This window comes from Streptomyces sp. H27-H1, from assembly GCF_026627445.1.
In the GTDB taxonomy this organism is placed as follows: domain Bacteria; phylum Actinomycetota; class Actinomycetes; order Streptomycetales; family Streptomycetaceae; genus Streptomyces.
In genome coordinates this window covers 20,376-46,539 of sequence record NZ_JAPNLJ010000052.1, presented here as the reverse complement: position 1 = coordinate 46,539, position 26,164 = coordinate 20,376, and the positions used below count along the sequence as shown (strand labels likewise).

Genomic DNA, 26,164 nt, shown 5'->3' with positions numbered 1-26,164 from the left:
CCACCGCGGGGCAGGAACGGCTCCAGCCGCTCCCACTCCGCGTTCGTCAGATCTCCCCGCCCCACCATGCTGACCAGCCTGAACCAGACAGCATGATCACGTCAGGAGATCCAGGAAACAGAACCTAGGCCGTCTCTTTCGGGGCGGGCCTGGCCCCGCGGACCGCCGCGAGGGCGGCGGCCACGCTCGCCTCGATGTCCCGGACCGGGTAGAAGACCTCGCGGACGGTGCGCTCGCGGTCCACGACCAGCGTCAGGCGCTTCAGCCGGCTGACGCCCCCCGCCCGGAACGTCGGCAGCCGCAGCGCCGCCACGAGCCCGAGTTCCGCGTCCGACAGGAGCGGAAAGCGGAGTCCCTCCGCCTCAGCGAACTCCCGCTGCTCGTCCGGTCGCTGGGTCGACACCCCGTGCACCGTCGCGCCCGCCGCCGTGAACTGGGCCAGCTGGTCCCGGTACGTGCACGATTCCAGGGTGCATCCCCGGGCCCCGGGGATCCCGCCCCACCCCGGCGGGTAGGACTCGGCCCGTGCGTAGGCGCCCGGGAAGCAGTACAGGACGGTGAACGGCGTGTCCGCCACGGGGTCGCTGAGCTCGCCGAAGCGGTCCGCCAGCAGCAGCTCCGGCAGTCTGGTGCCGCGCAGCGCGTGGACTCGTACCGCTTCCCGCGAGGCTTCTTCCGTCGTGGCCGTCATCTCTCCCTCTCCCAGGACCCAGGTGTCGCCCCAGTCCTGGAGGGCGACCAGGACCGGCAGCAGCGCGCGCCCGCGCGGGGTCAGTCGGTACGCGTGGCGCACCGGCCGCTCCTGGTACGGCTCGCGCGTCAGCACGCCCGCCTCCACCAGCAGCTTCAGCCGTTCCGTCAGGACCTTTCGTGACATGCCCAGTTCGCGCTGGAACTCGTCGAAGCGGTGCACGCCGCGCGCCGCGTCGCGCACGATCAGCAGCGTCCACCAGTCGCCCACGACGTCGAGGGCCTGGGCGATCGAGCAGTCCGCGTCGTCGAGGTGTGTGCGCTGGGCCATGGGCGCTCCTTATGTCCGTTGACCCGAGATTGTCATGCTGACATAGTCCGTTCCCAAAGGGAACTAACTCGGGGGTCAGAGGGATGCGGGTGCTGCTGCACGGGTTCAAAGAGGTGCCGAGAGCAGTCTGGCTGCTCTCGCCGGGCGTGTTCGTCAACGCCGTCTCCAGCTTCACCTTCGTCTTCGTCTTCGTATACCTGACCGGCCCGCGCGGCCTCTCCGTCGCCGAGGCCGGCCTCATCACCGGGATCGGCGGCATCGGCCTGATCGCAGGCAACTTCACCGGCGGCGGGTTCGGGGACCGCTACGGCCACCGCCGCGTCCTGCTCATCGCCTCAGCCCTCGCCGGTGGCGCCCTGATCCTCCTGCCGGTGCTGCCCACCGCCGCGCTCTACGTCGCCCTGCCGCCGGCCCAGTACGCCATCGGCTCGATCCGCTCGGCCAACGCGGCGCTCGTCGCGGTGCTCGTCCCCGAGGGGGCGCGCCGCCAGTCCTTCGCCGTCGTCCGCTGCGTCTCCAACGGCGGTTTCACTCTGGGCGCGCCGCTCGGCGCGCTGATCGCGACGGGCCTGTCCTACGACTGGCTCTTCGCCGCCGACGGCGTCGGCACCCTCGTCTTCGCCCTGTGGACCGCCCGCGTCGTCCCGGCGCGCGGCGCCGCGAACACCCCCGCCGCGGCCCCGGACGGGGGTCTGGGCCGCGGCGTGTGGGGGGAGCTCCGGGCCAGGCCCGCCGTCCTCGTCATGCTGGCCGCGATCCTCGTCGTGGACGTCATCTACCGCCAGCAGTATTCGACCTTCCCGGTCTACCTGGCGGACCACGGCCTGGACACGGGCGTCTACGGACTGATCATCGCCCTGAACGGCGCCGTCATCCTCGTCCTGGAACTGCCGGCCGCCGTCGCCCTGCGCGCCCGGCCGCCACTGAGGGTCGTCGGCATCGGACTGCTGCTGGTCGGCGCCGGATACGGGGCGCTGCTGTTCGGGGCCGGGATCGGAGCCGCCGTGGCGATGATGGTGCTGCTGAGCCTCGGGGAGATCCTCTACAAGACCCCCGCCACCGCCTACGTGGCCGACCGGGCGCCCGCGCACGCCATCGGGACGTTCCAGAGCCTGTACGCCGGGGTCTCGGCCAGTGGCGTCGTACTGGGCGGGCCGCTGGGCGGAGCCCTGTACTCCGCTGCGCCCGGGCTGCTGTGGCCGCTCTGCGCGGCACTGGCGGCGGCAGCCGGCGGGGCGGTGCTGTGGATGTCGGTGCGGGAGGCGGCGCCCGGCCCCGTGGACGGCCCGGCGCGACACGACCCGCGCCCGGCACATGAGACCGGTTCGCGACCGCGGGCCGTCGCCGGTTAGGTTTCGGGCATGACTGCTACGCGTACCACCGGCGCCGTCGCCGCCGGACTTGCCACCATCACCGCCGACGGCACCGTCCTCGACACCTGGTTCCCCGCCCCCCAGCTGGTCGCCGAACCCGGCCCGGCCGGAACCGAGCGCCTCACCGCCGAACAGGCCGTGGAGCTGCTGGGCGCCTCCGCGCCCAAGGCGATCCGCCAGGACGCGGTCCGCGGCGTCGAGGTCGTAGCCGTCCGCACCGTGATCTCCTCCCTGGAGGACAAGCCGCTGGACGCGCACGACGCGTACCTGCGCCTGCACCTGCTCAGCCACCGCCTGGTCAAGCCGCACGGCCAGAACCTGGACGGCGTCTTCGGCCTGCTGGCCAATGTCGCCTGGACCTCGCTCGGCCCGGTCGCGATCGACCAGGTCGAGACGGTCCGCCTGAACGCGCGCGCCGAGGGCCTGCACCTCCAGGTCACCTCGATCGACAAGTTCCCGCGGATGACGGACTACGTCGCCCCCAAGGGCGTGCGCATCGCCGACGCGGACCGGGTCCGTCTCGGCGCGCACCTCGCCGAGGGCACCACGGTCATGCACGAGGGCTTCGTCAACTTCAACGCCGGCACCCTGGGCACGTCCATGGTCGAGGGCCGCATCTCCGCAGGCGTCGTGGTCGGCGACGGCTCCGACATCGGCGGCGGCGCGTCCACCATGGGCACCCTGTCGGGCGGCGGCAAGCAGATCATCTCGATCGGCGAGCGCACCCTGATCGGCGCCGAGGCGGGCGTCGGCATCGCGCTGGGCGACGAGTGCGTCGTCGAGGCCGGCCTGTACGTGACCGCGGGCACCCGCGTCACCCTGCCGGACGGCCAGGTCGTCAAGGCCCTGGAACTCTCCGGAGCCAACAACATCCTGTTCCGCCGCAACTCGGTCACCGGCGCCGTCGAGGCCCGCCCGTACAAGGCGGCCTGGGGCGGCCTGAACGAGGTCCTCCACAGCCACAACTGACCCTCCCCGGTCAGGCCGTACCGGTGCCCTCCCACCCTGACCGGGTGGGAGGGCACCGTGCGTGGCGAGCGCCCTCCCGCCCCGAGCGGGGGAGGGGCTTCGCACACGCTGACCTGAGCGGGCCTTCGCGGGCCGGGGGTCCGGCCGGCGGCGGTCAGTGCAGGGGGATCGTGCGGACCAGGCCGGCGAAGGCCTGCTGCTCCGCCTCGGTCAGTTCCACCGACTCCATCGGATGCGCGGAGGCGCCGCGCTGTCCGGGGATGACCGTGAGGCCTTCGAAGGCACCTGGCTCCGGGTGGTGGAAACGGCTGTCCCACAGCATGTGGCCGAGACCGATCAGCCAGACGACGGCTGCCACGAGCAGGACGGCGATGCCGATTTCCTGGGCGAGGGAGATGGAGGGGAACACTCGGTCCTCCAAAGGAGTGCGTACAAGATCGGGCGTGGAGACACTCAACACCAGAACCGCCCGAATGGGTAGGGATGTGCCGAGCGTCACGCCAGGGCCAAAGGTCCCGTCCTTGGCCCCAGCCGTCCCGACCGGCTGCTGAGACGGGCCGTTCCGGCCCGACCCTGAAAGGACGACCTAGGCCAGCGGCAGTTTGAAGCCCTCGTGGCTGCGCGCGAAGCCCAGACGTTCGTAGAAGCGGTGTGCGGCGCCACGGCGCTTGTTGCTGGTCAGCTGCATCAGGCCGCAGCCGCGCTCGCGGGCCCGCTCCGCCGCCCGCCGCATCAGGTCGGCGCCGAGGCCCCCGCCCCGCCGGTCCGCGCGGATGCGTACCGCCTCCACCAGGGCCCGCTCCTGGCCGCCCTGGCCGAGCCCCGGGATGTACGTCAGCTGCAGGCAGCCGAGGACGACCCCGTCCTCCTCCAGGACCACCATCTCGCTGCGCGGGTCCGCCCCGATCGCCGCGAAAGCCCGCTCGTGGGCCTCGCAGACCGCGGTGGCCTCGACGGGGGCCGCCTGCGCCGTGTCGTCCTGGGCCAGCAGGGCGAGTACGGCGGGCAGGTCCTGACGCGTTGCGGTACGGAAGATCATGCCGGGATCATGCCAAAGGGGCCGGGCGGCGGTGCGGCCCGGCCCCCTAGGCGCCGCTACGGGCGGAAGCGCACGATCTGCGGGTCGTGGTCGCTGTTCTGGTTCGCGAACTCCGCGTTGATGTGCACGCTGTCGTAGCTGAACTGCTTGATGCCCGGGCTCGTCAGGATCTGGTCGAGGACCTGCGCGTTGCCCTGGTAGACGTACGAGTAACGCTCGGACTTCGGCAGCGACTTGACCGCCGCGTACAGCGCCCCGCCGTCCTCCAGCGCCTTCGCCGTGGCCGAGAACTCGAAGTCGTTGATGTCGCCGACCACGAGGACCGCGGCCTTCTTCTCCACCGCCAGGATGTCCTTCACGAAGCCGTTCACCGCCTGCGCCTGCAGCAGCCGCTTGGCCTCGGAGGAGCGCACCGGAGGCTGGTGCGAGGAGGTCAGGCCCTCGTCGCCGCCCTTGGATCCGAAGTGGTTGGCGATCACGAAGACCGTCTTGCCGCGGAAGACGAACTCGCCGGCCAGCGGCTTGCGGCTGTCCGCCCACGCGGGGTTCGCCGGGTCGATCCGGCCGGGGGAGTGGGTCAGGGCGGCCTTGCCGTTCTCCTGCACCACACCGGTCGCCGTCACGGCGTCGCCCGGGGCCCGCTCGGTGAAGGAGACCCGCGCCGGGTTGAAGAGGAACACCTGACGGATGTTGCCGCCGGGCTCGCCGCCGTCCTTCTTGTCCTCCGGGTCGACCGTGCGCCACTGGTACGCGGGGCCGCCCGCGGCCTCGATCGCCGCCGTGAACTTCGCCAGCGTGGCCCCGGCCGAGACCGTGCCGTCGTTCTTGGCGCCGTTGTCGTCCTGGATCTCCTCCAGGGCGAGGATGTCGGGGGAGGCGAGGTTCTCGACGACGGCCTTCGCGAGGTTGTCGAACTTCTCCTGCGGGTCTGTTGGGTCGAGGTTCTCGACGTTGTACGTGGCGACCGCGAGCTCCTTCGCGGCCTGCGCCTCGGTCTTCTCCGGGGCGAGCGGGCCCGCCTTGAGCGTGCCGAGGGTGCGGGCCACCAGGGTGTAGCCGCCGAACTGGTTGAAGTCCAGCGGGCCTTCGGTGCGGCCGGTCAGCTTGTCGCCGACGTTGGCCACCGGGAAGGGCTGCTGCGCGAGGGGCGCGAGCTGCTGGATCTGGAGGCGTCCGGTGTTCTGGGACTCGTAGGAGCCGTAGACCGTCCCGCCGCGCTTGGCGGTGTTCTCCCAGCCCTTCACCGTGACCCACAGCTCCGCGTGCGGGTCGGTGGCGCCGACCACGCGCGAGTTGCCGATCGCGATGTTCATGCCCTCCAGCGACTCGTAGTAGTCCAGGGCGTAGCGCGAGGGCTCCAGCGTCAGAGCGTTGACGCTGCCGGCGGCGGCCGGGTCGCCGGCCGGGGCGTACGCGCAGGGGACCGAGTACTCGTTGACCGCGGTGGCAGCGGGCACCGCGTTGCCGGAGGAGACCACCGTCACGACGGGCTTGGAGATCTGGGTGACCGACTGGTTGCCGGACGAGACGCCGCCGGGGATGTACTCGCCGACCAGGCCGGACACCGTGACGGCGTCACCGGCCGCGACGGTCGGGGCCGCGTTGGTGAAGACGAACACGCCCTCGCTGGTGGCGTCGTCGTCGTCCGTGTCCGGATCCTGGATCCAGAAGCCGCGCGAACCGTACGTACGAACGCCCGTGACGACGCCCGCGACATCGGTGACCTGCTGGCCGGCCAGCGGGGATATCCGGGTCGTGCCCTGGATGTCGTGGATGCGTATCGGATCGGCGGACGCGGCGCCTTCGGCCGCGTCGGCGGTGCCCGCGAGCAGGCCGGTGGCCAGCGCGGTGGCGACGAGGGCCGCGACGGCGGCGGAACGGGGATGCGAGGAGCGCATGGGCGGGAACTCCGGTGTGTGGAGGGGAAGGCAAATATCTACGCGCGTCAATTTCCTTCGTGGCCGGCAAAGTTGTCAAGCCCTACAGGGGATACGCCGGTTGACTGTGGGATGAACCAAAGGGGAGAGGCGGCCGGGCGCGCCCGAAATGCGTCTACCCTGGGGCGCCGTAAGACCCGTACCCGAACCACCCGTGCCCGCGAGGAGAACCGCCCCATGTCCGCAGACTCGCACCCCACGCTGCCGCCGGTACGGCTGCTCTCCGACGCGGAACTGGCCCGCGACGCCCTGGCCGCCCCGCTGTTCGCCCGCGCCGTGCGCCTCGCCCGCTGGGCCGGCCCGGACACCCGCGTGGACATCGGCGGCGAACTCGTCGCAGGGCAACTGCCCGAGGCCGTGGCCCTGCTGGGCCTGGACCCCGCCGACGAGGACTCCAGCGCGTATGCGAGCCAGGCCTGGAGGGTGGCCGTCGACACCGGCCTCGTCGAGGTCACCGAGCCGGAGGAGGACGGCGCTTCCGCCGACGCCTCCGCCTCCGCTTCCGCCTCCGCTTCCGCCGCCGACTCCGACTCCGACTCCGACTCCGGGGAAGCGGCCGATGCCGGCGCGGAGTTCGGCACCGCCGAGCCAGGAGAGGACCTGGCTCTGGTGACCGGCGGAACCCCCGGCGACGTGCTCGACCTGTGGCTGGCCGCCCTGGACACCGTCCTCGCGGACGCCGCGGTGCCCGCCCTGGACGACCTCGTGGACGCCCTCGACGCGGGCGGCGAGATCGACTTCGACCAGCTCGACTGGAACCCGCGCCGCGAAGCCGACTTCCTCGACGGGGTCCTCGCCAACCTCTACCTGCTCGCCGTCGCCGAGGGCGGCACGGCCGAGGGCCCGGTGCCGCTCCCGGTGCTCGCCGCCTCGATGGTGGTGCCGGACGACATGGGAGATCCGACCGACGCCGTACTGGAGCAGGTCTCGGACGCGATGATGCGCCTCGACGACCAGTTCCGGCAGCTCGAACCGATCGGGCTGGTCGAGTTCCGCCCCGTCGACGAGGAGCTGATGGCGGAGGCCGACGACGAGGAGTTCCTCACGAGCGCGGGCGCGCTTCCCGACGAGGAGGACGTCTCCCGGTACGGACTGGTACGGCTGACCCCGCTCGGACTGTACGGGATCCGGGCGCGCATGCTGGAGGCGGGCGTCGAGGCCCCGGCCGTCGGCGAACTGGCCGACAAGGGCGCGGACGTACTGCTCGACGTGGTCTCCCACTACTCCGAGGCCGCCGCCCAGGCCGAGATCGAACAATGGCTGGCCGGCCGCCCCGTACCCGAGGCCGCCCAAGAACTGCTCGCCGCCGCGCGCGGCGCCGACGCGGGCGCCCCGCTGCGCCGGCTGCGCTGCCAGCAGGCCCTCGCACCCGCCGGAGCGGAGGCCGAGCCGGCCGTGCGCGCGGTACTGGACGACGCGGAACTCGGGGGGCTCGCCCGGGTCTGGCTGGCCGAGCACGGGGTGAGCGACGTACCGGCGCCGGACGAGGAGATGGTGTTCTGGTTGACGGTCGACACGATCGCGGCGCAGCTCGCGACGGGCGGCGGGGGAGACGAGGGCGCGGAGGCGTCGGAGCTGCCCCTGCTGATCGAATCGCTGACCGCCCACCACACCGGGTTCTTCGAGCAGGTGTGGCGGGTGGAGCACCCGGCGACGGCCCACGTGCTGGAGGCGATGGGGCGGCTGCACCCCGACAAGAAGGCCGCCAAGGAGGCGCGGAAGGCCGCGTTCAAGGCGCGTTCCCGGGGCGTGTGAGGCGATGGTAACCAGCCTTTCCCGAAAGGGAGTCGGCCAACGGGGGCTCGGGTAAGGGGTCGATTCGTTTTCCCGGGTAGTTCAGTCGGCGTTCACGTGCGGGCGGGAGCGTGTGCGCCGACGACCGCACGACAAGCGCAGCACCTCCCCACCCCCTGGAGACCCGATGCCGCTCAGCCGTAGAGACTTCACCGCCCGTACCGCACTCGCCGGTGCGGGAGTCGCGCTCACCGGAACGGTCGGCGCACTCGCCACCGCCCCCGGGGCCCTCGCCGCGGACGACGGCGAGCGGCAGGGCGCGGGCGCGGAGCAGGGCCGCGGAGGCCACGGCCATGGTCACGGTCCCGGCTACGGCCCGCTCGTCCCCGACCCGGCCGGCATCCTGGCCCTCCCCGCCGGGTTCACGTACCGCGTGATCACGCACAGCGGAGTCACCACGCTGGACTCGGGCGAGAGCACCCCGTCCAACCACGACGGCACGGCCGCCTTCGAAGGCCACCGGGGCGTTACCCTCCTCGTCAACAACCACGAGCTGAAGGGCCCGCGCACCGGCTGGAAGCACCCCGTCCCGCTCACCGAGGGCCTCGTCTACGACCCGGCCGCGGCCGGCGGCTGCACGGTCGTCGAGGTCCGGCGCGGCGGCGAGGTCGCCGAATGGGTCGGGATCGCCGGTACGTCGACCAACTGCGCCGGCGGCTCCACCCCCTGGGACACCTGGCTGACCTGCGAGGAGAACGAGGACCTGGCCGGCAAGAACGGCATGACCAAGGACCACGGCTACGTCTTCGAGGTGGACCCGCACGACCGCCGCGCCAACCGCGACCCGAAGCCCGTCAAGGCCTTCGGCCGGTACGCCCACGAGGCCGTCGTCATCGACCCCAGGCAGGGCCACGCCTACCTCACCGAGGACGCCTCCGGCCCCAACGGGCTGCTCTACCGATGGACCCCGCCGAGCGGCTTCCGGCACGGGCGCGGCAAGCTCCGTCAGCTCGCGGACGACGCCGGTGTGCTGGCGGCCGCCAAGTGCTTCGACAAGGCGGGGCTGTTCGTCGACGACCTCTCGCGGGCGACGAAGATCGGGACCACCTACGGGGTGGACTGGGTGCCGGTCGCGGACCGCGACGCACGCACCGTGGCGGTGCGCAAGCAGTTCGGGGCGACGGAGGTGACCCGCGGGCGCAAGCTGGAGGGCATGTGGTGGGCCGACGGCGGGGCGTACTTCGTCTCCTCCTACGCCCGCGAGGAGAGCCCGGGCGCGCCGCACGACGGCCAGGTGTGGTTCTACGACCCCAAGCGGCGCACGGTGCGGCTGCAGGTCCTGCTCGGCGTGAACGCCGACCCGTCGGTGGACGGCGGCTACGACGGGCCCGACAACATCACGGTCTCCCCGTACGGCGGCCTCGTCATCGCCGAGGACGGCTCGGGGCTGCAGCACCTCTTCGGCGCGACGGAGTCGGGGCGCACGTACCCGCTGGCCCGCAACGAGATGAACCTGGGGACGGAGCAGGAGCCGGAGTACTCGGAGTTCACCGGCGTCTGCTTCTCGCCGGACGGGCGGACGCTGTTCGCCAACCTCCAGGACCCGGGCATCATGCTCGCCGTCACGGGACCGTGGCGGCGCGGCCGCTGATCCGGCACCCCAGGCATGAGGAGAGCCGCCGGGCCCTTGGGCTCCGGCGGCTCTCCTCACTTCATTTCACGTGCTCGACTGCGTGTACTTCACCTATCGGCGTCCACCGGCGTCTACCGGTGGATCACTGAGCTTCGGCGCGGCTGGCGGCGGCCCACTCCTCGAGAAGGAACTCATACGCCTCGGAGGGCCACTCGCCGTCCACCCGGCTCTCGACGAGCTGCCGGATCGCCTCGTTCGCCTCGGCGGCGGACGGGCGCGCGGGGCCCGCGGGCTGGAGTGTCTGGTGCATGGGTCCAAGGCTACGGGCGGCCACTGACAGCGACCTCCGCATTAAGGGTGGAACAGATCACCTGACGAGGCCGTCCGTCGCTCCATGTGCCCGCTCACCTGCTCAGAGTGCCTGCGCGGCGGGCTTGACCATGCCGCGCACTGTGCGCGACTTCACAAACTCGCCGATGGCCGTCATCTCCCATTCGCCGGAAAACTGCTTGATCAGCTTGGCCATCATCACGCCGGTCTGCGGCTCGGCGCTGGTGAGGTCGAACCGGACCAGCTCCTCGCCGCTCGCGGCGTCGATCAGGCGGCAGTAGGCCTTGGCGACCTCGGTGAACTTCTGGCCGGAGAAGGAGTTGACGGTGAAGACGAGGCCCGTCGCGTCGGCGGGCAGGCGGCCGAGGTCCACGACGATCACCTCGTCGTCGCCGGCGCCGTCGCCGGTGAGGTTGTCGCCCGAATGCTTGACGGAGCCGCCCAGGATGGACAGCTTGCCGAAGTAGCAGCTGTCGATGTGGTTGCGCTGCGGGCCGTACGCGATGACCGAGGCGTCCAGGTCGATGGCCCGGCCGCGGAACGCGGGCTCCCAGCCGAGACCCATCTTCACCTGGGAGAGGAGCGGGCGGCCGCCCTTGACCAGGGACACGGTCTGGTTCTTCTGGAGGCTGACCCGGCCCTTGTCGAGATTGATCTTCCCGGCACCGGGGGCGGCGGCCGGCGCCGGTGCCGGTGCGGCCGGTGTGGCCGGCGCGGGGGCCGGGGTCGCCCCGGGTGCGCCGCTGGTGAGCCAGGGGGAGGCCGGGTAGGCGGTCGGCGCCGGGGGAGCCGGCGGGGCGGGCGGTACGGGCGGGGCGACGGGGGCCGGGGCGGCGGCCGCAGGAGGCGCCTCCTCCTCCACCGAGACCCCGAAGTCGGTCGCGATGCCGGCGAGGCCGTTCGCGTACCCCTGGCCGACCGCGCGGACCTTCCACACGCCGCCGCGCTGGTAGACCTCGACGACCACCAGGGCCGTCTCCGAGCCGAGCTGCGGCGGGGTGAAGGTGGAGATCGCCGCTCCGCTGGCGGCGTCCCGCACGGTGGCGGTGGGCTCGATGCCCTGGAAGGTCTGGCCCGCGGCGTCCGGGCTGGCGGTGATGACGATCCGCTCGATGCCGGGCGGGACCGAACCGGTGTCCACGGTGATCGAGTCCGGCGCCGTGCCGCCGCCGGACCGGTAGCTGACGCCGGGGCCGGACGGCTGGTTGAAGAAGATGAAATCGGCGTCGGAACGCACCTTGCCGTCGGCGGCGAGGAGCAGTGCGGACACGTCGAGCCGCACCGGGGCAGCCACGTCCACCGTCACGCGGACGGTATTGAGCGGCAGGTTGGAACCAGGGGTCATAGCGGTCATGCCGGGAGAACGACCGAGGTCCCTTTGCCGTTCCCTTACTTTCGACGGGTTTTTCGCCCGGCTCTACGCGCGGTTCCCCGCCCGCTTCTGCGTCCGGTTGTCCGTCCGGTTGTCCGCCAGGCCATTGCCCGGTCCCCGCCTGGTCGGCTGGCCCGGTTCCTCGCCGGTTCCTCGCCGGTTCCTCAGGCGCGACCGCGGTTGCGGGGGTGGTTCCTTGCCATCCGCTCGTTGCCGAACTTGTAGGAGCCGGTCCAGCGCGCCATCACCAGTTGGGCGTCGCCGGATTCGACCTCGGCCAGGAAGGCGGCGGCCCGCCCGCTCCGGAGGGTGGCCGCGGACCGGCCCTGGTGGGTGATGACGACGCTCTGGTCGCCCCGTTGTTCGTACGAGAATCCGTGAGGCTTGGGCATGGGGTCGAGCCTGCCGCGCCCGACCGGCGGGCGGCAACGCAATATGCGCAGACCGGCCTCGCGATGCGGTGCCAGCTCCGCCAAGGAAGATCCCTTTTGCAGTGATTTAATGCGCTAGGGGAGAGGTTTTGCTCATGCCTGCTGCAGCTCATACGGCCGAATCGATCGGCCCGGTGGACGTGGCCGTGATCGCCTTCGACGGCAACCGGTTCAACGGCGATGTCGCCCCGGCCCTGCGGGAGCTCCAGGAGAGCGGAGTGGTGCGCGTCCTCGACCTCACCTTCGTCCGCAAGGAGCGGGACGGCACGGTGTCCGTGATCGAGCTCGCCGACTCCGAGGTGGCCGAGCAGTTCGAGCGGGTCCTCGGCGACGAGTTCGACCTGCTGAGCGACGAGGACCTGGAGACCGTGGCGCAGGGCCTCGCCCCGGAGTCCTCCGCGCTCGTGCTGGTGTGGGAGAACGCCTGGGCCACGCGCCTGGCCTCGGCGGTACGGGAGTCCAACGGGCAGGTGCTCTTCATGGAACGCGTTCCACGGGACGGCGTCGAACGAGCCGTCGCCGCACTGGCCGAGAAGTAGGGAGGAGAGTCATGCGTCGACGTATGGGGCGTCCGGGTCTGCTGGGCACGATGGCCCGCACCGCGGTCGTGGCGGGTACGGCCGCCGCGCAGGCTCCCGCGGCCGACCGGGTCGGCCAGCTCACCGCGCTGGCCGAACTGAAGGCCAAGGGCCTGCTCACCGACGAGGAGTTCGCGGCGGAGAAGGCCCGGGTCCTCGGCGCGTGAGCGCCCTTCGGGTCGGGCGGGCCGATCCGCCCGACCCGAAGGAGGACTCGGCCTAGCCGCCCGTCACCCGGCGCGGGAGGTTCAGGGGGTTGGCTTCGCGCAGTTCCGCCGGGAGCAGGGCGTCCGGGACCGACTGGTAGGCCACCGGGCGCAGCCAGCGCTCGATCGCGGTGCCGCCGACCGAGGTGGAGTGGGAGGTCGCCGCCGGGTAGGGGCCTCCGTGGTGCTGGGCCGGGGCCACCGCCACGCCGGTCGGCCAGCCGTTGACCACGACCCGTCCCGCCAGTGCCGTGACCTGGGAGATCAGCTCTGCCGCCGGACCCGGGCCGCCGTCCGCCTCGGCGGCCGACAGCTGCAGGGTCGCGGTGAGGTTCCCGGGGAGCCGCCCGAGCAGGGCGGCGGCCTCGTCCTGGCCGGCGTACCGGGCGAGCACGGTGACGGGGCCGAAGCACTCCTCCAGGAGCACCTCGTAGGGCCCGCCCTCCAGCAGGGTCCGCGCGGGCACGCTCAGGTAGCCCGCGCCGACGGTGTGCTCGCCGCCCGAGCCGGGGGTGACCGGCGAGTCGACCCCGGGCAGGGCGCCGCGTTCGCGGACCCCGGAGACGAAGTTCTCCCGCATCCGGTGGTCGAGGAGTACCCCGGGCTCGGTCTCCCCGAGCGCCTTGGTCAGCGCGCCCGCGAGCCGGTCCCCGTCCGCGCCCTCGGGTACGAGGACCAGGCCGGGCTTGACGCAGAACTGGCCGACGCCGAGCGTCACCGAGCCGGCCAGCCCGCCGCCGATCTCCTCGGCGCGCTCGGCGGCGGCCGCCGGGGTGACCACGACCGGGTTCAGGGAGCCCAATTCCCCGTGGAAGGGGATCGGTACGGGCCGTGCGGCGGCGGCGTCGAACAGTGCCCGGCCGCCCCGGATGGACCCGGTGAACCCGGCGGCGCTGATCAGCGGGTGCCGGATCAGCTCCAGGCCCGCGTCGAACCCGTGGACCACGGCGACGACCTCGGCCGGCAGGCCGGCGGCGACGGCGGCCCGGCGCAGCAGCGAGGCGCACAGCTCCGAGGTGGCCGGATGATCGGGGTGCGCCTTGACGACGACCGGGCAGCCGGCGGCCAGGGCGCTGGCGGTGTCGCCGCCGGGCACGGAGAAGGCGAGGGGGAAGTTGGAGGCGGCGTAGACCGCGACCACGCCCAGCGGCACCTTGTAACGGCGCAGCTCGGGGCGGGGCGGGGCGGCGGCGGGATCGGCGCGGTCGATGCGGATGTCGAGGTAGGAGCCCTCGTCCACGGCGTCGGCGAAGGCGCGGAACTGGCCCGTGGTGCGGGCGAGCTCGCCGGTGAGCCGGCCGGGGCCCAGCGCGGTCTCGGCGTCGGCGGCCTCGATGACGTGGGAAACGGCCTCGTCGAGCAGAGCGGCGGCGGTGCGCAGGAAGGCGGCCCGCCTGGCGGGGTCGGCCAGTGAGCCGCGTGCGGCGTGGGCCGCCCGCACGGCTTCGTCCACCTCCCGGGATGTGGCCTCCACCGCAACCTGCTCGCGGTGCTTCCCGGTGCGGGGGTCCACACTCCAGACTGGTGTTGCTGCCATGGCGAACTGCCTCCTGGATCTACGCTGACCCGCGCGGATGCGTTCAGTATTGTGAACGCTGTTCCGTTGAATGAATGATCACATCCACCGCGGACTCTATTTCCGTGTCTTACGGGTTGACAAGAGACAGCAAGAGACAGAGGGGCACGAAGGCGGATGACCACAGCTGAGTCGGGGGGCGCGGGCGCACCGGCGGCCGTCAAGTCGGCGGTACGAACGGTCCTGTTGCTGGAGCACTTCGCATCGAGGCCGGGGCTGCACAGCCTGGCCGACATCCAGAGCGACCTCTCCCTGCCCAAATCCAGCCTCTACATGCTGCTGCGCACCCTGGTGAACCTGGGCTGGGTGGAGACGGACGCGTCGGGCACGCGGTACGGCATCGGCGTCCGGGCGCTGCTCGTCGGCAGCTCGTACATCGACGGGGACGAGGTGGTCGCGGCGGCGCGGCCCACGCTGGACCGGCTCTCCGACGATACGACGGAGACGATCCACCTGGCCCGCATGGACGGGACGAGCGTGGTCTACCTGGCGACGCGGCAGTCCCAGCACTACCTGCGGCCCTTCACCCGCGTCGGGCGGCGGCTGCCGGTGCACTCGACGGCGCTCGGCAAGGCCCTGCTGGCCACGTACACGGACGACGAGGTACGCCGACTGCTGCCGCGGCAGCTGGAATCCGTCACCGAGCACACCATCACCGACCGCGGCCGGCTCATCGAGGAGCTGGCACTGGTACGGGAACAGGGGTACGCGGTGGACCGGGAGGAGAACACCCTCGGACTGCGCTGCTTCGGCGTGGCGGTGCCGTACCGGACGCCGGCGCGGGACGCGGTGAGCTGCTCGGTGCCGGTGGCGCGGCTGACACCGGGGCACGAACGGGGCATCAAGGCGGCGCTGTTCGCGGCGCGCGACCGGCTGTCGGTGGTGACTCGCCGGATGTAGCCGGATGTAGCCGGATGTGGCCGGATGTGGCCTGGTACGGGCAGAAGTCGGCGGTGCGGGTGCGGTGCGGTGCGGTGCGGCGGGTGCGGGCGGGCGCGGGCGCGGGTGGTGCGGCGGAGGGGCCGGTTCCTCCCCCGGGCGGGGGAGGCGGTTCCCCTTCAAGGGGGAGGTGGCGGGGGCGCGGACACGGGACCGTTGAGACATGACCACACGAGCCGTTCAACCGCCGCGGTCACGACGACCGCCGTATGACGCGACACAGCCGTCCGCCCCCCGGTCGGGGGGCGGACACAGGATCCTGGCCTCGGTGGCCGTCGCCGCCACCGTCCCGTACCTGGCGCTGAAGACCTCTTGGCTGGCCGGGAGCCACATCGGGATACCGGCGGGCAGCGTCCTGCTGGAGCCCGGACTGCTCATCACCGTGGCGAATGCCGTCACGGTGCTGATGGACGCCAGTGTGATCGCGCTCGTGCTGGTGCTCACCAGACCCTGGGGCGTGAGGCTGCCGCCCTGGCTGCTGATCGTCCCGGCCTTCGTCGCCACCGGCCTGCTCACACCCATCGTGCTCGCGTTCCCCGGCCAGCTGCTCCTGGCAACGCTGGGTCTGGGGCCCGACGCGGCCGAGCAGGCAGCCAAGGAGCCCTTCCTCGACCCTTGGGTCTTCCAGGTCGTCTACTCGGGCTTCATCGTTCAGGCGCTGGCCCTGACCGGTCTGTTCGTGCCCTATGCGCGGGAGCGCTGGGGCGGGCGCTGGCAAGGGCCTCTCGGCGCGCGGCTCCCCTCACCCACGGGGGGGGTGGCGGGAGCCGCGGCGGCACTGGCGGTGGTGGTTTCGGCGGCGCACTTCTACTGGGCCTTCGGTGGCACGGTCGGGCACAACGCGGCGCAGATCGCGCAGTACTCGTCGGACACGGGCGTGGGCTCCGCGGTTCACGGGATATGCGCGCTGACCGCCGGGGCGGGGGCATTGCTGCTCGCCAGGGGCGGGGACCGGCGGGCGGGGTGGCCGCTGGCCGTCGCGTGGACCGGGGCGGCTTCGACCCTGTGCTGGGGGATGGGGATGCTCGCCGCCTTCACGGGTGGGGAGCCGGGCCCGGACGAACGGACCACCACGGCGACCTACCTGATCTACGCTGGCCAAATGATCACCGCCCTCCTCGCAACCGCCGTCGTGGGACGGTTCCTCGCCGGCCGCCGCGCGGCCTGACGGCGGGCCGGGGTGGAGCGGTCGCCCGGGGTGGGGATGCGGCCGGGCCGGATGTGGCCGCGCCGGACGCGGCCGGGCCGGGAGCGCCCCAGGTGGGGGTGCCTGAGGCGGGTGGCTTCGAGCCGGGTTCGTCTGAGCTGGGTCCATCTGATCCTCGGCGGGGCCCTGTTGATGCCGTACTTCCTGCTGGCGCAGGTGGCGGTGGGCGCCTATGGCGGCGGGGTCAACGCGCTCGACTCCCTGCCGCTCAGCTTCGCCGCGTATGTCGCCGCGCTGCCGCTCATCGCCGCGACCGGTCTGTTCGGGCTGGTCCGGCCGATGTCGGTGGCCGCGGCAAGGGCCCTGTGCGGGGTGCCGGGTGACCGGCTCGCCGAGGGGCCGGCCCGGACCTGGGCGGCCCGGTGGCGGACTTCGGCCTGGTGGACCCTGCACCTGGGGGTCGGGGCGCTGGTCAGCGGGATCAGCCTGGCGGTGCCGCCCATGGCGGTGGTGCTGATCGCCCTGCCGTTCGTGAGCGCGCTGCGGGAGCTCCCGCTCGGATTCGGCTGGTTCAACACGGGGGCCGAGCCATACGTGGCCCCCGTGCTCGGCATCGGGCTGCTGGCCGGGGTGGTCCTGTGCGCCGCCGGGACGGGGGCGCTGCTGGCCCGGCTGGCGCCCGTACTGCTCGGGCCGACTGCGGCCGACCGGCTGGCAGCGGCCGAGGAGCGGGCCGCCGATCTGGCGGTGCGGGGCCGCCTGGCCCGGGAGCTGCACGACGCGGTAGGGCACGCGCTCAGTGCGGTCACCCTCCAGGCGAGCGCCGCCCGGCGGGTGCTCGACAGCGACCCCGGCTTCGTACGGGAGGCGCTGGCCGCGATCGAGGACACCACCCGGCGCACGGTGGGTGAGCTGGACGCCGTCCTCGGCCTGCTGCGCGAGGGGGACGGGGTGGCCGCCGGCGCCGGGGCCGCCGGGCCCGCGCCCACGCTGGCCGCCGACCTCGACGGGCTGCTGGACCGGAGCCGGGCCTGCGGAATCCTGATCACCGCCCGCCAGGACCCGGGACCGGTGGGGGACTGGGGGCGGCTTCCGGCGATCACCTCCCGCGAGGGGTACCGGATCGTGCAGGAGGGGCTGAGCAACGCGCTGCGGCACGGGGAGGGCCCGGTCGACCTGCGCATCCTCGTACGGATGCGCGGCGGACACGAGGAACTGGAGATCACCATGACGAACGATCCGGCCACCGCTCCGGAGTCCCGCACCACCGGGGGCCGGGGACTGCGCGGGGTCGCCGAACGGGCCGCGCTGCTCGGCGGCCGCGTCGAGGCAGGCCCCCGCGAGGGCAGCTGGCAGCTGCGGGCGGTCCTCCCGCTCGGCGGGGGCCCGCGATGACCCGCCAGGCCGGCGCCTCGCCGCCCGTCGCCGGTTCGCCGGGGCCTGCGATCGCCCGCCCGGCAGGCCCCTCGCCGCGTGGCGTCGTCTCGCCGCGGCTCAGGACGGTCCCGTCGGCCCGGGTCCCGGCGGCCCGGGTCGTGCCGGACCTCGCCCTGCCGGACCTTGCCCTGCCGGACGGCGGGGGTGTGCGGTGAAGGCGGCGGACCGGACCCCGTTGCGGGTCGTCGTGGCCGATGACGAGCGGATGGTTCGTACCGCTCTGCGGGTCATCCTTGACGCCGAGCCCGATATGGAGGTCGTCGGGGAGGCGGCCGGCGGGGCCGAGGCCGTGGCCGTGGTCCGCGCGCTCGGCCCCGACGTGGTGCTGATGGACGTCCGGATGCCGGAGATAGACGGCATCCGGGCCACGGAGCGGATCCTCGCCACCATGGCCGAGCCGCCCAGGATCGTGGTGGTCACCACCTTCGAGAACGACTCGTACGTCTACGACGCGCTGCGCGCGGGAGCCGCCGGGTTCCTCCTCAAGCGGGCCGACCCCGACGAGCTGACCGCCGCGATCCGGCTCGTGGCCCGCGGGGACTCGCTGCTCTTCCCGGCGGCCGTCCGCTCCCTGGCCGCCGCCCACGCCCCGCCCGGGGCCGGTCCGGCCGACGCGCCCTGGGTCGCCCGGCTCACGGACCGGGAGGCCGACGTGCTGCGCCTGATGGCCACCGGGCTCTCCAACCACGAGGTGAGCCAGCGTCTCGGGGTCGGCCCGCAGACGGTCAAGACGCATGTGGCCGCGGTCCTGGCCAAGACCGGATCACGGGACCGCACCCAGGCGGTCATCGCGGCGTACGAGGGAGGCTTCCTCATGAAGAAAGGCTGAGAACTCCGCCACAATCGGGGCAGAGCGGAACGGCTGGGACGGCTGGGACGTCCTTCTGGGGGATGAACAAGACGATCAGGCGTGCGTCGGTCTTCTGTCTGCTTCTGGTGCTTGCCCTTTTGGTGCGGGTCACCTGGGTGCAGGCATATCAAGGCCAGGCCCTCGCAGACGACAAGAACAACCGGCGCAACCTCATCGGGCAGTACGAGAACCCGTTGGGGAACATCATCGTGGGCGGGAAGCCGATCACCGGTTCCACGAACACAGGGGGCAAGGACTTCGCGTACAAGCGGACCTACACCGATGGGCCGCTCTACGCACCCGTCACCGGCTACAGCTCCCAGGCGTTCGGGTCGAGCATGCTGGAGGGCGTCTACAAAGACATCCTCAACGGCTCCGACAGCCGGCTCAAGACGATCATGGACACGCTCACCAATAAGCGCGGGTCCCCGGGCAACGTGGTGACCACGATCGACGAGGACGTCCAGAAGGCGGCCTACGACGCCCTCAAGGGCAAGCAGGGTTCCGCCGTGGCGATCGATCCGGCGACCGGCGCGATCCTGGCCGTCGTGAACAACCCGTCCTTCGACCCGGGCACGATCGCCGGCGCCGGGGAGGCGGACCAGAAGGCGTGGGAGGCGCTCAGCGCCGACAAGGGCAAGGCGATGGAGAACACGGCGCTGCGCAAGCCGCAGGCGCCCGGATCGACCTTCAAGCTGGTCACCCTGGCGGCGGCCATCGAGAACGGCCTGGTCACGGACATCGACACGCCGACCGCGACCCCCGGCGACTACACGATTCCCGGCACGCGGACCAGACTCGGCAGCGAGGCGAGCGACGCGACCTGCAACAACGCCTCCCCCCGGACCGCGCTGAGGTATTCCTGCAACAACGTCTTCGCGGAGTTCGCCCACAAGCTCGGCCAGGACAAGATGCGCGCCATGGCGGAGAAGCTCGGATTCAACGTGGTGCAGAAGGTCCCCGTCTGGACCAGCCCGACCAGCAGGTACCCGGAGAAGAAGATGTCGGTCGACCAGGTCGCGCAGACCGGTATCGGCCAGTTCGACGTCCAGGCCACCCCGCTGCAGATGGCGATGGTCACGGCCGCGATCGAGAACGGCGGCAAGCTGGTCTCCCCGTATGAGGTCTCCGAGGTCACGGACTCCAACGGCAACGTGCTGGAGAGCTTCAAGAACCCGAAGTCCCAGCAGGTGATGAGCTCGAAGACCGCCGCGATGATCCGGGCCGCGATGATCACGGTGGCGACCGAGGGCGGTGGCCGGCCGGCCCAGGTCGCGGGCGCCGAAGTGGGTGGCAAGACCGGTACCGCCCAGCGAGGCGTGAACAACAGCCTCGATCCGCTCGCCTGGTTCACTTCGTACGGAAAGCTGAACGGCAAGCAGATCGCCGTCGCGATCGTGGTCGAGAACTCGGACACCGACCGCTCCGAGATCGGGGGCGGCAAGCTGGCCGCCCCCGTCGCGAAGAAGATGATGCAGGCCTGGCTGAAGTAGTGGCCGCGCCCGCGGCCTCGCGCCGGACGGCTCGTACGCGTGGCCGAATCCGGTGGGTGCGGGAGGCGCAGGACGCGCGCCGGGAACCGTCAGGGTTCCCGGCGCGTTTTCTTTCCCATGATCCGCAGTGCGTACCCCGCCGACCTCGATGCCATCGCCGCCCTCCACACCCGGGCCCGCGCCACCTACTACCAGGGCCGGATATCCGAGGAGGCCTACGGCGGCGCGGCCGAGCTGGCGCGCACGCGCGAGGGCTGGTCCCGGGCGGTCGCACGGACCGAGGCGGCCGGCGCGGTGCTCTGCGCCGAGAGCGACGGCGAGCTGACCGGGGTGGCGGCCTTCCGCACCGCCGACGGCGAGACCACCCTCACCCAGCTGCACGTGGACCCGGTGCACTGGCGCCGGGGCACCGGGGCGGCGCTGCATGCCGCCTGCCTCGACGCCTGGCGCCGGGCGGGTATCCAGAAGGTCCGCCTGGAGGTCTATGAGCACAACCTCCGCGCCCAGGCCTTCTACGCCACCCACGGCTGGCTCCCGGACCCGGCCGGAACCCACTCGGGTTCCCACCGCACGCTGTGGCTCACGGTGCAGGACCCGTCCGGGGAATGAGACGCGGCAGTAAATGGTTGAAGCCGGAACAGTTGATTCCGTGGAGGGAAGAGGGAACATGCGCGTCGAGATCTGGAGCGACATCGCCTGCCCGTGGTGCTACATCGGCAAGGCCCGGTTCGCCAAGGCGCTGGACGGGTTCGCACACCGCGACGAGGTCGAGGTGGTCTTCCGCTCCTTCGAGCTCGACCCCAACGGCGCCAAGGGCGAGGTAGCGCCCGTGCTGGAGATGCTGGCCAAGAAGTACGGCCGCACCCTCGAGGAGGCCCGCGGCATGGAGGAGCACGTTGCCGCGAGCGCCCGCGCCGAGGGGCTGACGTATCGCACCGAGGGCCGTGACCACGGCAACACCTTCGACATCCACCGCCTGCTGCACCTGGCCGCCGACCGCGGACGCCAGGAGGAGCTGCTCGACCTCGCCTACCGCGCCAACTTCGGCGAGGAGCGCTCCGTCTTCGACCCCGAGGTGCTGGTCGCCCTCGCCGCCGAGGCAGGACTGGACGGGGCGGAGGCCCGCGCGGTGCTGGCCGACGAGTCCGCGTACGCCGCCGAGGTGCGCGCCGACGAGCGCGAAGCCGCCGAACTGGGCGCCAACGCCGTACCGTTCTTCGTGCTCGACCGCCGCTACGGGATCTCCGGCGGTCAGCCCGCCGAGGTGTTCACCCAGGCGCTGGAGCAGGCCTGGGCCGGTCGCGAAGTGCTCGCGCCCGCCGCCCCCGAGGGCGAGGCGTGCGAGCCCGACGGCGCGTGCGCGGTCCCGCGGGCCTGAGGCGAGAGGGTAAGTAATCCTTTGGTGTGACCCGTAAATCACACCAATGGACTTTGGGTTGGCCCTGGCGCAGAGTGAACGTCATGGCCCTCCTGTCGCCCGAAGCCGTCCGTGGCGAGTTCGCGCACTCCACCACCTACCTCAACACCGCCTCCTGCGGAGTCCTCCCGCGAGCCGCCGTCACCGAGGTGCGGCGGCTCGCCGAGGCCGCGGGGGCCGGAATCCCGGCCGGCTTCGGCGACTTCGACCGCGTCGACCGGGTCCGCGAGGCGTTCGGCCGCCTGGTCGGGGTCGCCGCGGACCGCGTGGCCGTCGGCTCGGCCGTAGCCACCCACGTCGGCCTGGTCTCCGCCGCGCTGCCGGCCGGATCCGAAGTGCTGTGCCCCGAAGGGGACTTCGCCTCGATCATCAACCCCTTCGTGGTGCGCGACGACCTCAAGGTCCGCTTCGCCCCACTGGAATCCCTCGCCGAAGCGGTCGGTCCGGGTACCGCGCTGGTGGCACTGAGCGCCGTACAGTCCGCGGACGGGCGTACGGCGGACCTGGCGGCCGTACGCGCCGCGACCACCGCGCACGGGGCGCGCATGCTGGTGGACGCCTCGCAGGCGGCCGGCTGGCTGCCCTTCGACGCGAGCCCGTACGAGTACACGGTCACCGCCGGGTACAAGTGGCTGCTCGCCTCGCGCGGAGTCTCCTACCTGACCGTCTCGGAGGAGGCCCAGGACACCCTGACCCCGTTGCACGCCGGCTGGGTGGCGCTCGACTCCCGGTGGGACACCATCTACGGCCCGCTGCGCGGACTGGCCCACGGGGCCCACCGTTTCGACGAGTCCCCGGCCTTCCTCGCCTATCACGCCGCCGAGCCCTCGCTGGCCCTGCTGGAGCGGATCGGCATCGGGGCCGTCCACGCCCACGACACCGCCCTGGCCACCCGCTACCGCGCCGGTCTCACCCGCCTGGGCCACGAGCCCGTCGCGGGCGGATCCCCGATCGTCTCCGTCCCGGGACTGGCCGGCCGCCAAAGCGCCTTGATCGCGGCGGGCATCGCCACTGCTGCCCGCGCCGGCCACCTGCGGGCCTCCTTCCACCTCTACAACACGGAGGCGGACGTGGACCGGCTGCTGAACGTCCTGGAGGACTGACCCCGCCGCCCCGGTCAGCCCGGCAGCGCCGCCGACCAGGCCGAGCCGGCCGCCGCGAGCGCCGCGGCCGGGTCCACCGAAAGCGCCGCCGCCAGGGCCGTCAGGCAGGATCCGACGGTGTCCAGGGAGGCCGCCGTGCCGTAGTGGTTGACCCGGACCATCTCCCGGGCCAGCGCGCCGCCGCCCGCCGCGAGGGGGGCCGCCGGGTCCGCCGCGAGAGCCTTCGCCACCACGAGCGAGGCCTCCGGGACCCGCAGGGTGGTGGCCACCGGGGCCGCCGCGGCGGCCGCGCCGACGTACGGGGCGATGCCCAGCGCCACCGCGCCCGCGCGGGTCGCGGCCGCCGCGGCCGCGTGACGGGCCGTCACCGCCGTCAGCCCCTCGGCCGCGATGCGGTCCAGGCAGGCCTCCAGCGCCAGCATCTCCAGCTGCGCCGGCGCGTGCGGCAGGGCAGTGCGCCCGCCGTCGATCCAGCGCTCCTTCCAGTCCAGCAGGGAGAGGTACGAGCGGCGCGGCGCGGCGGCGTTCTCCGCGAAGCGGGCCCACGCCCGGTCGGAGACCGACACGGCCGAGACCCCCGCCGGCCCGCCCATCGCCTTCTGCGCGCCGATCACGCACAGGTCCACGCCCCACGCGTCCGGCAACAGCTGTTCCGCGCCCACCGAGGCCACCGCGTCCAGCATGAACAGCGCCCCGTGGGCCCGTACGGCCTCGCCGATCTCCGCCACCGGGTTGGTGTTCCCGGTGGCCGCCTCCGCGTGGACCAGGGAGACGAAGTCGATCTCCGGGTGCGCGGACAGGGCCCGGTCCACCTGGGTGGCGGACACGGCCGTGTCGAAGGGGACCTCCAGGTCCACGACGCTCGCCCCGCAGTCGCGCAGCCAGTTGCCGAAGGTGGTGCCGTAGGGGCCGGTGACCACGTTCAGCGCGGTCGAACCGGGCCGCGCGCCCGACCGGATGCACCCCTCCAGCGGAAGCAGCGCCTCGCCCTGGGTGATCACCACGTCGGCCCGGGTCCCGAGCAGCTCCGCGACCCCCCGCTCGATCGACGCGAACCGCGCGGCGGTCAGGGGCGGAAGGTCCAGGAGGGGGTGGTTCACGGCGCCGCTCTCTTCGTTCTCTTGTCCGGGGTCGTCCGGGGCCGGTCGTACAGGCCGGTCGCCCGGGGTCGTTCGTCCGGAATCGTCCGGACCGGTCTGGAGAGCCTACCGAGCCCGCACATAGAGTGCCGCCATGAGTGACGACGTCAACGGCGACAGGGCAAGGTCGGGGATTCTGCATGTGAAGGGGCGGGTGCTGGTCGGGCCCGATGACGTCCGCGACGAGCTCTGGGTGGTCGGCGGCCGGATCTCCTACGAGCGCCCGCGCGGCGCCCGGGAGGTCACCGAGGTCTCCGGGTGGGTGCTGCCCGGGCTGGTCGACGCGCACTGTCACGTGGGACTCGACGCCCACGGGCCGGTGGACGCGGACACCGCGGAGCGCCAAGCCCTGACCGACCGGGATGCCGGCACCCTCCTCATCCGCGATGCCGGATCCCCGTCCGACACCCGCTGGATCGACGGCCGCGAGGACCTGCCGAAGATCATCCGGGCCGGCCGGCACATCGCCCGCACCCGCCGTTACATCCGCAACTTCGCCCACGAGATCGAGCCCGCCGACCTCGTCGAGTACGTGGGCCGCGAGGCGAGGCGCGGCGACGGCTGGGTCAAGCTGGTCGGGGACTGGATCGACCGCGAGGCCGGGGACCTGACCGCCTGCTGGCCGCGCGCCGAGGTCGAGGCGGCCATCGCCGAGGCCCACCGCCTCGGGGCGCGCGTCACCGCCCACTGCTTCGCCGAGGACTCCCTGCGGGACCTGGTCGAGGCGGGCATCGACTGCGTCGAGCACGCCACGGGCCTCACCGAGGACACCATCCCGCTGTTCGCGGAGCGCGGGGTGGCCATCGTCCCCACCCTCGTGAACATCGCGACCTTCCCGAAGATGGCCGCGGGCGGCGAGGCCAAGTTCCCGCGGTGGTCGGCGCACATGCGCAGACTGCACGAGCGGCGCTACGACACCGTCCGCGCCGCCTACGACGCGGGCATCGGGGTCTACGTCGGCACGGACGCGGGAGGTTCCCTGCCGCACGGCCTGGTCGCCGCCGAGGTCGCCGAGCTCGTCAAGGCCGGGATCCCGGTGCTGGAGGCCCTCTCGGCGACGGCCTGGGGCGCACGCGAATGGCTGGGCAGGCCCGGCCTCACCGAGGGGGCGCCGGCCGACCTCGTGGTCTACGGGAGCGACCCGCGGGCCGACGTACGGGCGCTGGCGCAGCCGCTGAGGGTGGTGGTGAACGGGACGGTGGTGGCCTGAGGGCGTGAGCGCCCCAGGAGCGCGGGGGAGTTGACGGGGCGTGACGCCGGCGGCCGCACGGTCGTTGTGTACGCCCTGCGCGGGGCCGGGAGGCGAGATTTCCGTGATGGGAGGGAACTCCCGTTCCGGGTGGGGCGTATTTATTCGAACCTATGCCTGGAAACCACCCTTTGGGGTGAACTCACGTCAGGTAGGCCCCCGTTCACTCTCAGTGCGTAAAGATTCCGGGGTCGAGGCCGTCGGCGCGCGCAATGTCCCCCATTGGCGGCGCGACGGCTCCCATCTCCCTGGGGGTTCCACCACCTTGAACAGCAACACCTTCCGCATGCCCGTGGCCGCACTCGTCGCCACGGGAGCGGTTGCCCTGCTCGCCGCACCGCCCGCCTTCGCCACCGGCTCCACCGGTCCCACCGGCTCCCACCCGGGCGGAGGCAAGGCCGGCGCCGTCGTCCTGCGCACCACGCTGGACGTGGGCCTGCTCAACAAGACCGTGCACATCCCGCTGAAGGCGACCCTCAACGAGGTCAGCGCCCCGGCGGACGCCGCGAAGACGGCGCTGACCGTCACCCTCGACGGGGTCGAGAGCGGGAAGCCGGTGAGCATCCTGCGCGCCGACGTCGCCACCTCCAAGGCCACCGCCGACACCGACCGGGCCGCGGCGGAGGCCAACCTCGCCAAGGCCCGGATCCACGTACCGGGCCTGCCGCTGCTCTCCCTGATCGAGGTGGAGAAGGTCAGCTCCAAGGCCGTCTGCGAGGCGGGCAGGAAGCCGGTCGCCACCTCGAACGTCCTGGGCGCCGTGACCGTCCTCGGCAAGAAGGTCACCCTCTCGGCCGGCGGCCCCACCAAGGTCGAGGTCCCCATGGTCGGCCGGGTGAGCCTGGAGCTCTCCGCCACCGAGACCACCTCCACCACGGCCGCCGCGGCCGCGCTGCGGCTCAAGGTGTCGGTCAACCCGCTCGACCTGAACGTCGCCCAGGTCGAAGGGGAGATCGTGCTCGCCGAGGCCCGCTGCGAGTCCCCGGCCGCCCCCGCCCCCAGCCCCTCGAAGCTGCCCGACATTAAACCCCAGACCGGTACCGCGGGCGATTCGCAGACCCCGGCCGACCTCGCCGAGACCGGCGGCGGCTCGCTCACCCCGTTCGTGACGGGCGGTGCGCTGATCCTGCTCGGCTTCGGCGCCGCCGCGCTGGTCATGACCCGGCGCGGCAAGGCCTCGTAGGCCGTGCG

At 72.6% G+C, this 26,164-nt stretch carries 25 protein-coding genes; 16 read left to right on the top strand and 9 right to left on the bottom strand.

Annotated elements, in window-relative coordinates; all coding sequences use genetic code 11:
- Nucleotides 1-124 precede the first annotated feature (124 nt).
- On the bottom strand, nucleotides 125-1,021 hold the full coding sequence (locus tag OTB20_RS35295) for a winged helix-turn-helix transcriptional regulator (RefSeq protein ID WP_267823889.1): 897 nt from the start codon (nucleotides 1,019-1,021) through the stop codon (nucleotides 125-127).
- An 83-nt stretch (nucleotides 1,022-1,104) separates the two neighbouring features.
- Here OTB20_RS35295 and OTB20_RS35290 point away from each other — a divergent pair, with 83 nt between their 5' ends.
- Together OTB20_RS35290 and dapD are read left to right on the top strand one after the other, a co-directional pair.
- Nucleotides 1,105-2,373, top strand: coding sequence for an MFS transporter (locus OTB20_RS35290; RefSeq protein WP_420716551.1), 1,269 nt, complete (start codon nucleotides 1,105-1,107; stop codon nucleotides 2,371-2,373).
- 9 nt (nucleotides 2,374-2,382) lie between these two features.
- On the top strand, nucleotides 2,383-3,363 hold the full coding sequence (gene dapD / locus OTB20_RS35285) for a 2,3,4,5-tetrahydropyridine-2,6-dicarboxylate N-succinyltransferase (RefSeq protein WP_267823887.1): 981 nt from the start codon (nucleotides 2,383-2,385) through the stop codon (nucleotides 3,361-3,363).
- 154 nt (nucleotides 3,364-3,517) lie between these two features.
- On the opposite strand, the gene OTB20_RS35280 is transcribed toward dapD, so the two are convergent.
- The 3 genes from OTB20_RS35280 to OTB20_RS35270 all read right to left on the bottom strand — a co-directional run bounded on the left by OTB20_RS35280 (nucleotide 3,518) and on the right by OTB20_RS35270 (nucleotide 6,300).
- Nucleotides 3,518-3,772 (bottom strand): hypothetical protein, encoded by a 255-nt coding sequence (locus OTB20_RS35280; protein WP_267752394.1) that lies wholly within the window; start codon nucleotides 3,770-3,772, stop codon nucleotides 3,518-3,520.
- 177 nt (nucleotides 3,773-3,949) lie between these two features.
- Nucleotides 3,950-4,402: a GNAT family N-acetyltransferase gene (locus OTB20_RS35275; RefSeq protein ID WP_267823886.1), complete on the bottom strand. Its 453-nt coding sequence runs from the start codon at nucleotides 4,400-4,402 to the stop codon at nucleotides 3,950-3,952.
- A gap of 56 nt (nucleotides 4,403-4,458) precedes the next feature.
- Entirely contained in the window at nucleotides 4,459-6,300 is a 1,842-nt protein-coding gene (locus OTB20_RS35270; protein WP_267823884.1) for an endonuclease/exonuclease/phosphatase family protein, read from the bottom strand.
- Between the two features lie 216 nt (nucleotides 6,301-6,516).
- On the opposite strand from OTB20_RS35270, the gene OTB20_RS35265 reads away from it, so the two are divergent.
- Complete coding sequence (locus OTB20_RS35265) at nucleotides 6,517-8,094, top strand: hypothetical protein (protein ID WP_267823882.1); 1,578 nt, start codon at nucleotides 6,517-6,519, stop codon at nucleotides 8,092-8,094.
- A 166-nt stretch (nucleotides 8,095-8,260) separates the two neighbouring features.
- Nucleotides 8,261-9,724, top strand: coding sequence for an alkaline phosphatase PhoX (locus tag OTB20_RS35260; RefSeq protein ID WP_267823880.1), 1,464 nt, complete (start codon nucleotides 8,261-8,263; stop codon nucleotides 9,722-9,724).
- A gap of 124 nt (nucleotides 9,725-9,848) precedes the next feature.
- Here OTB20_RS35260 and OTB20_RS35255 read toward each other — a convergent pair whose 3' ends face one another.
- From OTB20_RS35255 to OTB20_RS35245, 3 genes are all read right to left on the bottom strand, one after another.
- The gene (locus tag OTB20_RS35255) at nucleotides 9,849-10,016 is read right to left on the bottom strand and encodes a hypothetical protein (RefSeq protein ID WP_243338429.1); all 168 of its coding nucleotides are present in this window, start codon (nucleotides 10,014-10,016) and stop codon (nucleotides 9,849-9,851) included.
- A 102-nt stretch (nucleotides 10,017-10,118) separates the two neighbouring features.
- Nucleotides 10,119-11,381 carry a TerD family protein gene (locus OTB20_RS35250; protein ID WP_267823898.1) on the bottom strand — a complete coding sequence of 421 codons (1,263 nt, stop codon included), beginning with the start codon at nucleotides 11,379-11,381 and terminating at the stop codon, nucleotides 10,119-10,121.
- Between the two features lie 191 nt (nucleotides 11,382-11,572).
- Complete coding sequence (locus OTB20_RS35245) at nucleotides 11,573-11,800, bottom strand: hypothetical protein (protein WP_267823878.1); 228 nt, start codon at nucleotides 11,798-11,800, stop codon at nucleotides 11,573-11,575.
- 134 nt (nucleotides 11,801-11,934) lie between these two features.
- Here OTB20_RS35245 and OTB20_RS35240 point away from each other — a divergent pair, with 134 nt between their 5' ends.
- Both OTB20_RS35240 and OTB20_RS35235 read left to right on the top strand, forming a co-directional pair.
- Nucleotides 11,935-12,378 carry a DUF6325 family protein gene (locus tag OTB20_RS35240; protein ID WP_267823876.1) on the top strand — a complete coding sequence of 148 codons (444 nt, stop codon included), beginning with the start codon at nucleotides 11,935-11,937 and terminating at the stop codon, nucleotides 12,376-12,378.
- 11 nt (nucleotides 12,379-12,389) lie between these two features.
- Entirely contained in the window at nucleotides 12,390-12,584 is a 195-nt protein-coding gene (locus tag OTB20_RS35235; protein WP_267823874.1) for an SHOCT domain-containing protein, read from the top strand.
- Between the two features lie 52 nt (nucleotides 12,585-12,636).
- Here OTB20_RS35235 and OTB20_RS35230 read toward each other — a convergent pair whose 3' ends face one another.
- Nucleotides 12,637-14,160, bottom strand: coding sequence for an aldehyde dehydrogenase (NADP(+)) (locus OTB20_RS35230; protein WP_267823872.1), 1,524 nt, complete (start codon nucleotides 14,158-14,160; stop codon nucleotides 12,637-12,639).
- 156 nt (nucleotides 14,161-14,316) lie between these two features.
- Here OTB20_RS35230 and OTB20_RS35225 point away from each other — a divergent pair, with 156 nt between their 5' ends.
- From OTB20_RS35225 to OTB20_RS35190, 8 genes are all read left to right on the top strand, one after another.
- On the top strand, nucleotides 14,317-15,099 hold the full coding sequence (locus tag OTB20_RS35225) for an IclR family transcriptional regulator (protein WP_267823871.1): 783 nt from the start codon (nucleotides 14,317-14,319) through the stop codon (nucleotides 15,097-15,099).
- Between the two features lie 307 nt (nucleotides 15,100-15,406).
- A complete protein-coding gene (locus OTB20_RS35220; RefSeq protein WP_267823869.1) occupies nucleotides 15,407-16,306 on the top strand; it encodes a hypothetical protein in 900 nt (299 codons plus the stop codon).
- 102 nt (nucleotides 16,307-16,408) lie between these two features.
- Entirely contained in the window at nucleotides 16,409-17,680 is a 1,272-nt protein-coding gene (locus tag OTB20_RS35215) for a sensor histidine kinase (protein WP_267823896.1), read from the top strand.
- 217 nt (nucleotides 17,681-17,897) lie between these two features.
- A complete protein-coding gene (locus OTB20_RS35210) occupies nucleotides 17,898-18,551 on the top strand; it encodes a response regulator transcription factor (RefSeq protein WP_267823894.1) in 654 nt (217 codons plus the stop codon).
- Nucleotides 18,552-18,613: 62 nt separating this feature from the next.
- Entirely contained in the window at nucleotides 18,614-20,065 is a 1,452-nt protein-coding gene (locus tag OTB20_RS35205; RefSeq protein WP_267823868.1) for a peptidoglycan D,D-transpeptidase FtsI family protein, read from the top strand.
- A gap of 117 nt (nucleotides 20,066-20,182) precedes the next feature.
- Nucleotides 20,183-20,674 (top strand): GNAT family N-acetyltransferase, encoded by a 492-nt coding sequence (locus tag OTB20_RS35200; RefSeq protein ID WP_267823866.1) that lies wholly within the window; start codon nucleotides 20,183-20,185, stop codon nucleotides 20,672-20,674.
- A gap of 58 nt (nucleotides 20,675-20,732) precedes the next feature.
- Nucleotides 20,733-21,443, top strand: a complete 711-nt coding sequence (locus OTB20_RS35195) for a DsbA family oxidoreductase (protein WP_267823864.1) — start codon at nucleotides 20,733-20,735, stop codon at nucleotides 21,441-21,443.
- A gap of 83 nt (nucleotides 21,444-21,526) precedes the next feature.
- Entirely contained in the window at nucleotides 21,527-22,585 is a 1,059-nt protein-coding gene (locus tag OTB20_RS35190) for an aminotransferase class V-fold PLP-dependent enzyme (protein WP_267823862.1), read from the top strand.
- 14 nt (nucleotides 22,586-22,599) lie between these two features.
- Here the strand turns inward: OTB20_RS35190 and OTB20_RS35185 are convergent, their stop codons facing one another.
- Entirely contained in the window at nucleotides 22,600-23,685 is a 1,086-nt protein-coding gene (locus OTB20_RS35185; RefSeq protein WP_267823860.1) for a pyridoxal-phosphate-dependent aminotransferase family protein, read from the bottom strand.
- Between the two features lie 133 nt (nucleotides 23,686-23,818).
- On the opposite strand from OTB20_RS35185, the gene OTB20_RS35180 reads away from it, so the two are divergent.
- Both OTB20_RS35180 and OTB20_RS35175 read left to right on the top strand, forming a co-directional pair.
- Complete coding sequence (locus OTB20_RS35180) at nucleotides 23,819-24,934, top strand: amidohydrolase family protein (RefSeq protein ID WP_267823858.1); 1,116 nt, start codon at nucleotides 23,819-23,821, stop codon at nucleotides 24,932-24,934.
- 304 nt (nucleotides 24,935-25,238) lie between these two features.
- On the top strand, nucleotides 25,239-26,156 hold the full coding sequence (locus tag OTB20_RS35175; RefSeq protein ID WP_267823856.1) for an SCO1860 family LAETG-anchored protein: 918 nt from the start codon (nucleotides 25,239-25,241) through the stop codon (nucleotides 26,154-26,156).
- The last annotated feature ends 8 nt before the right edge of the window (nucleotides 26,157-26,164 follow it).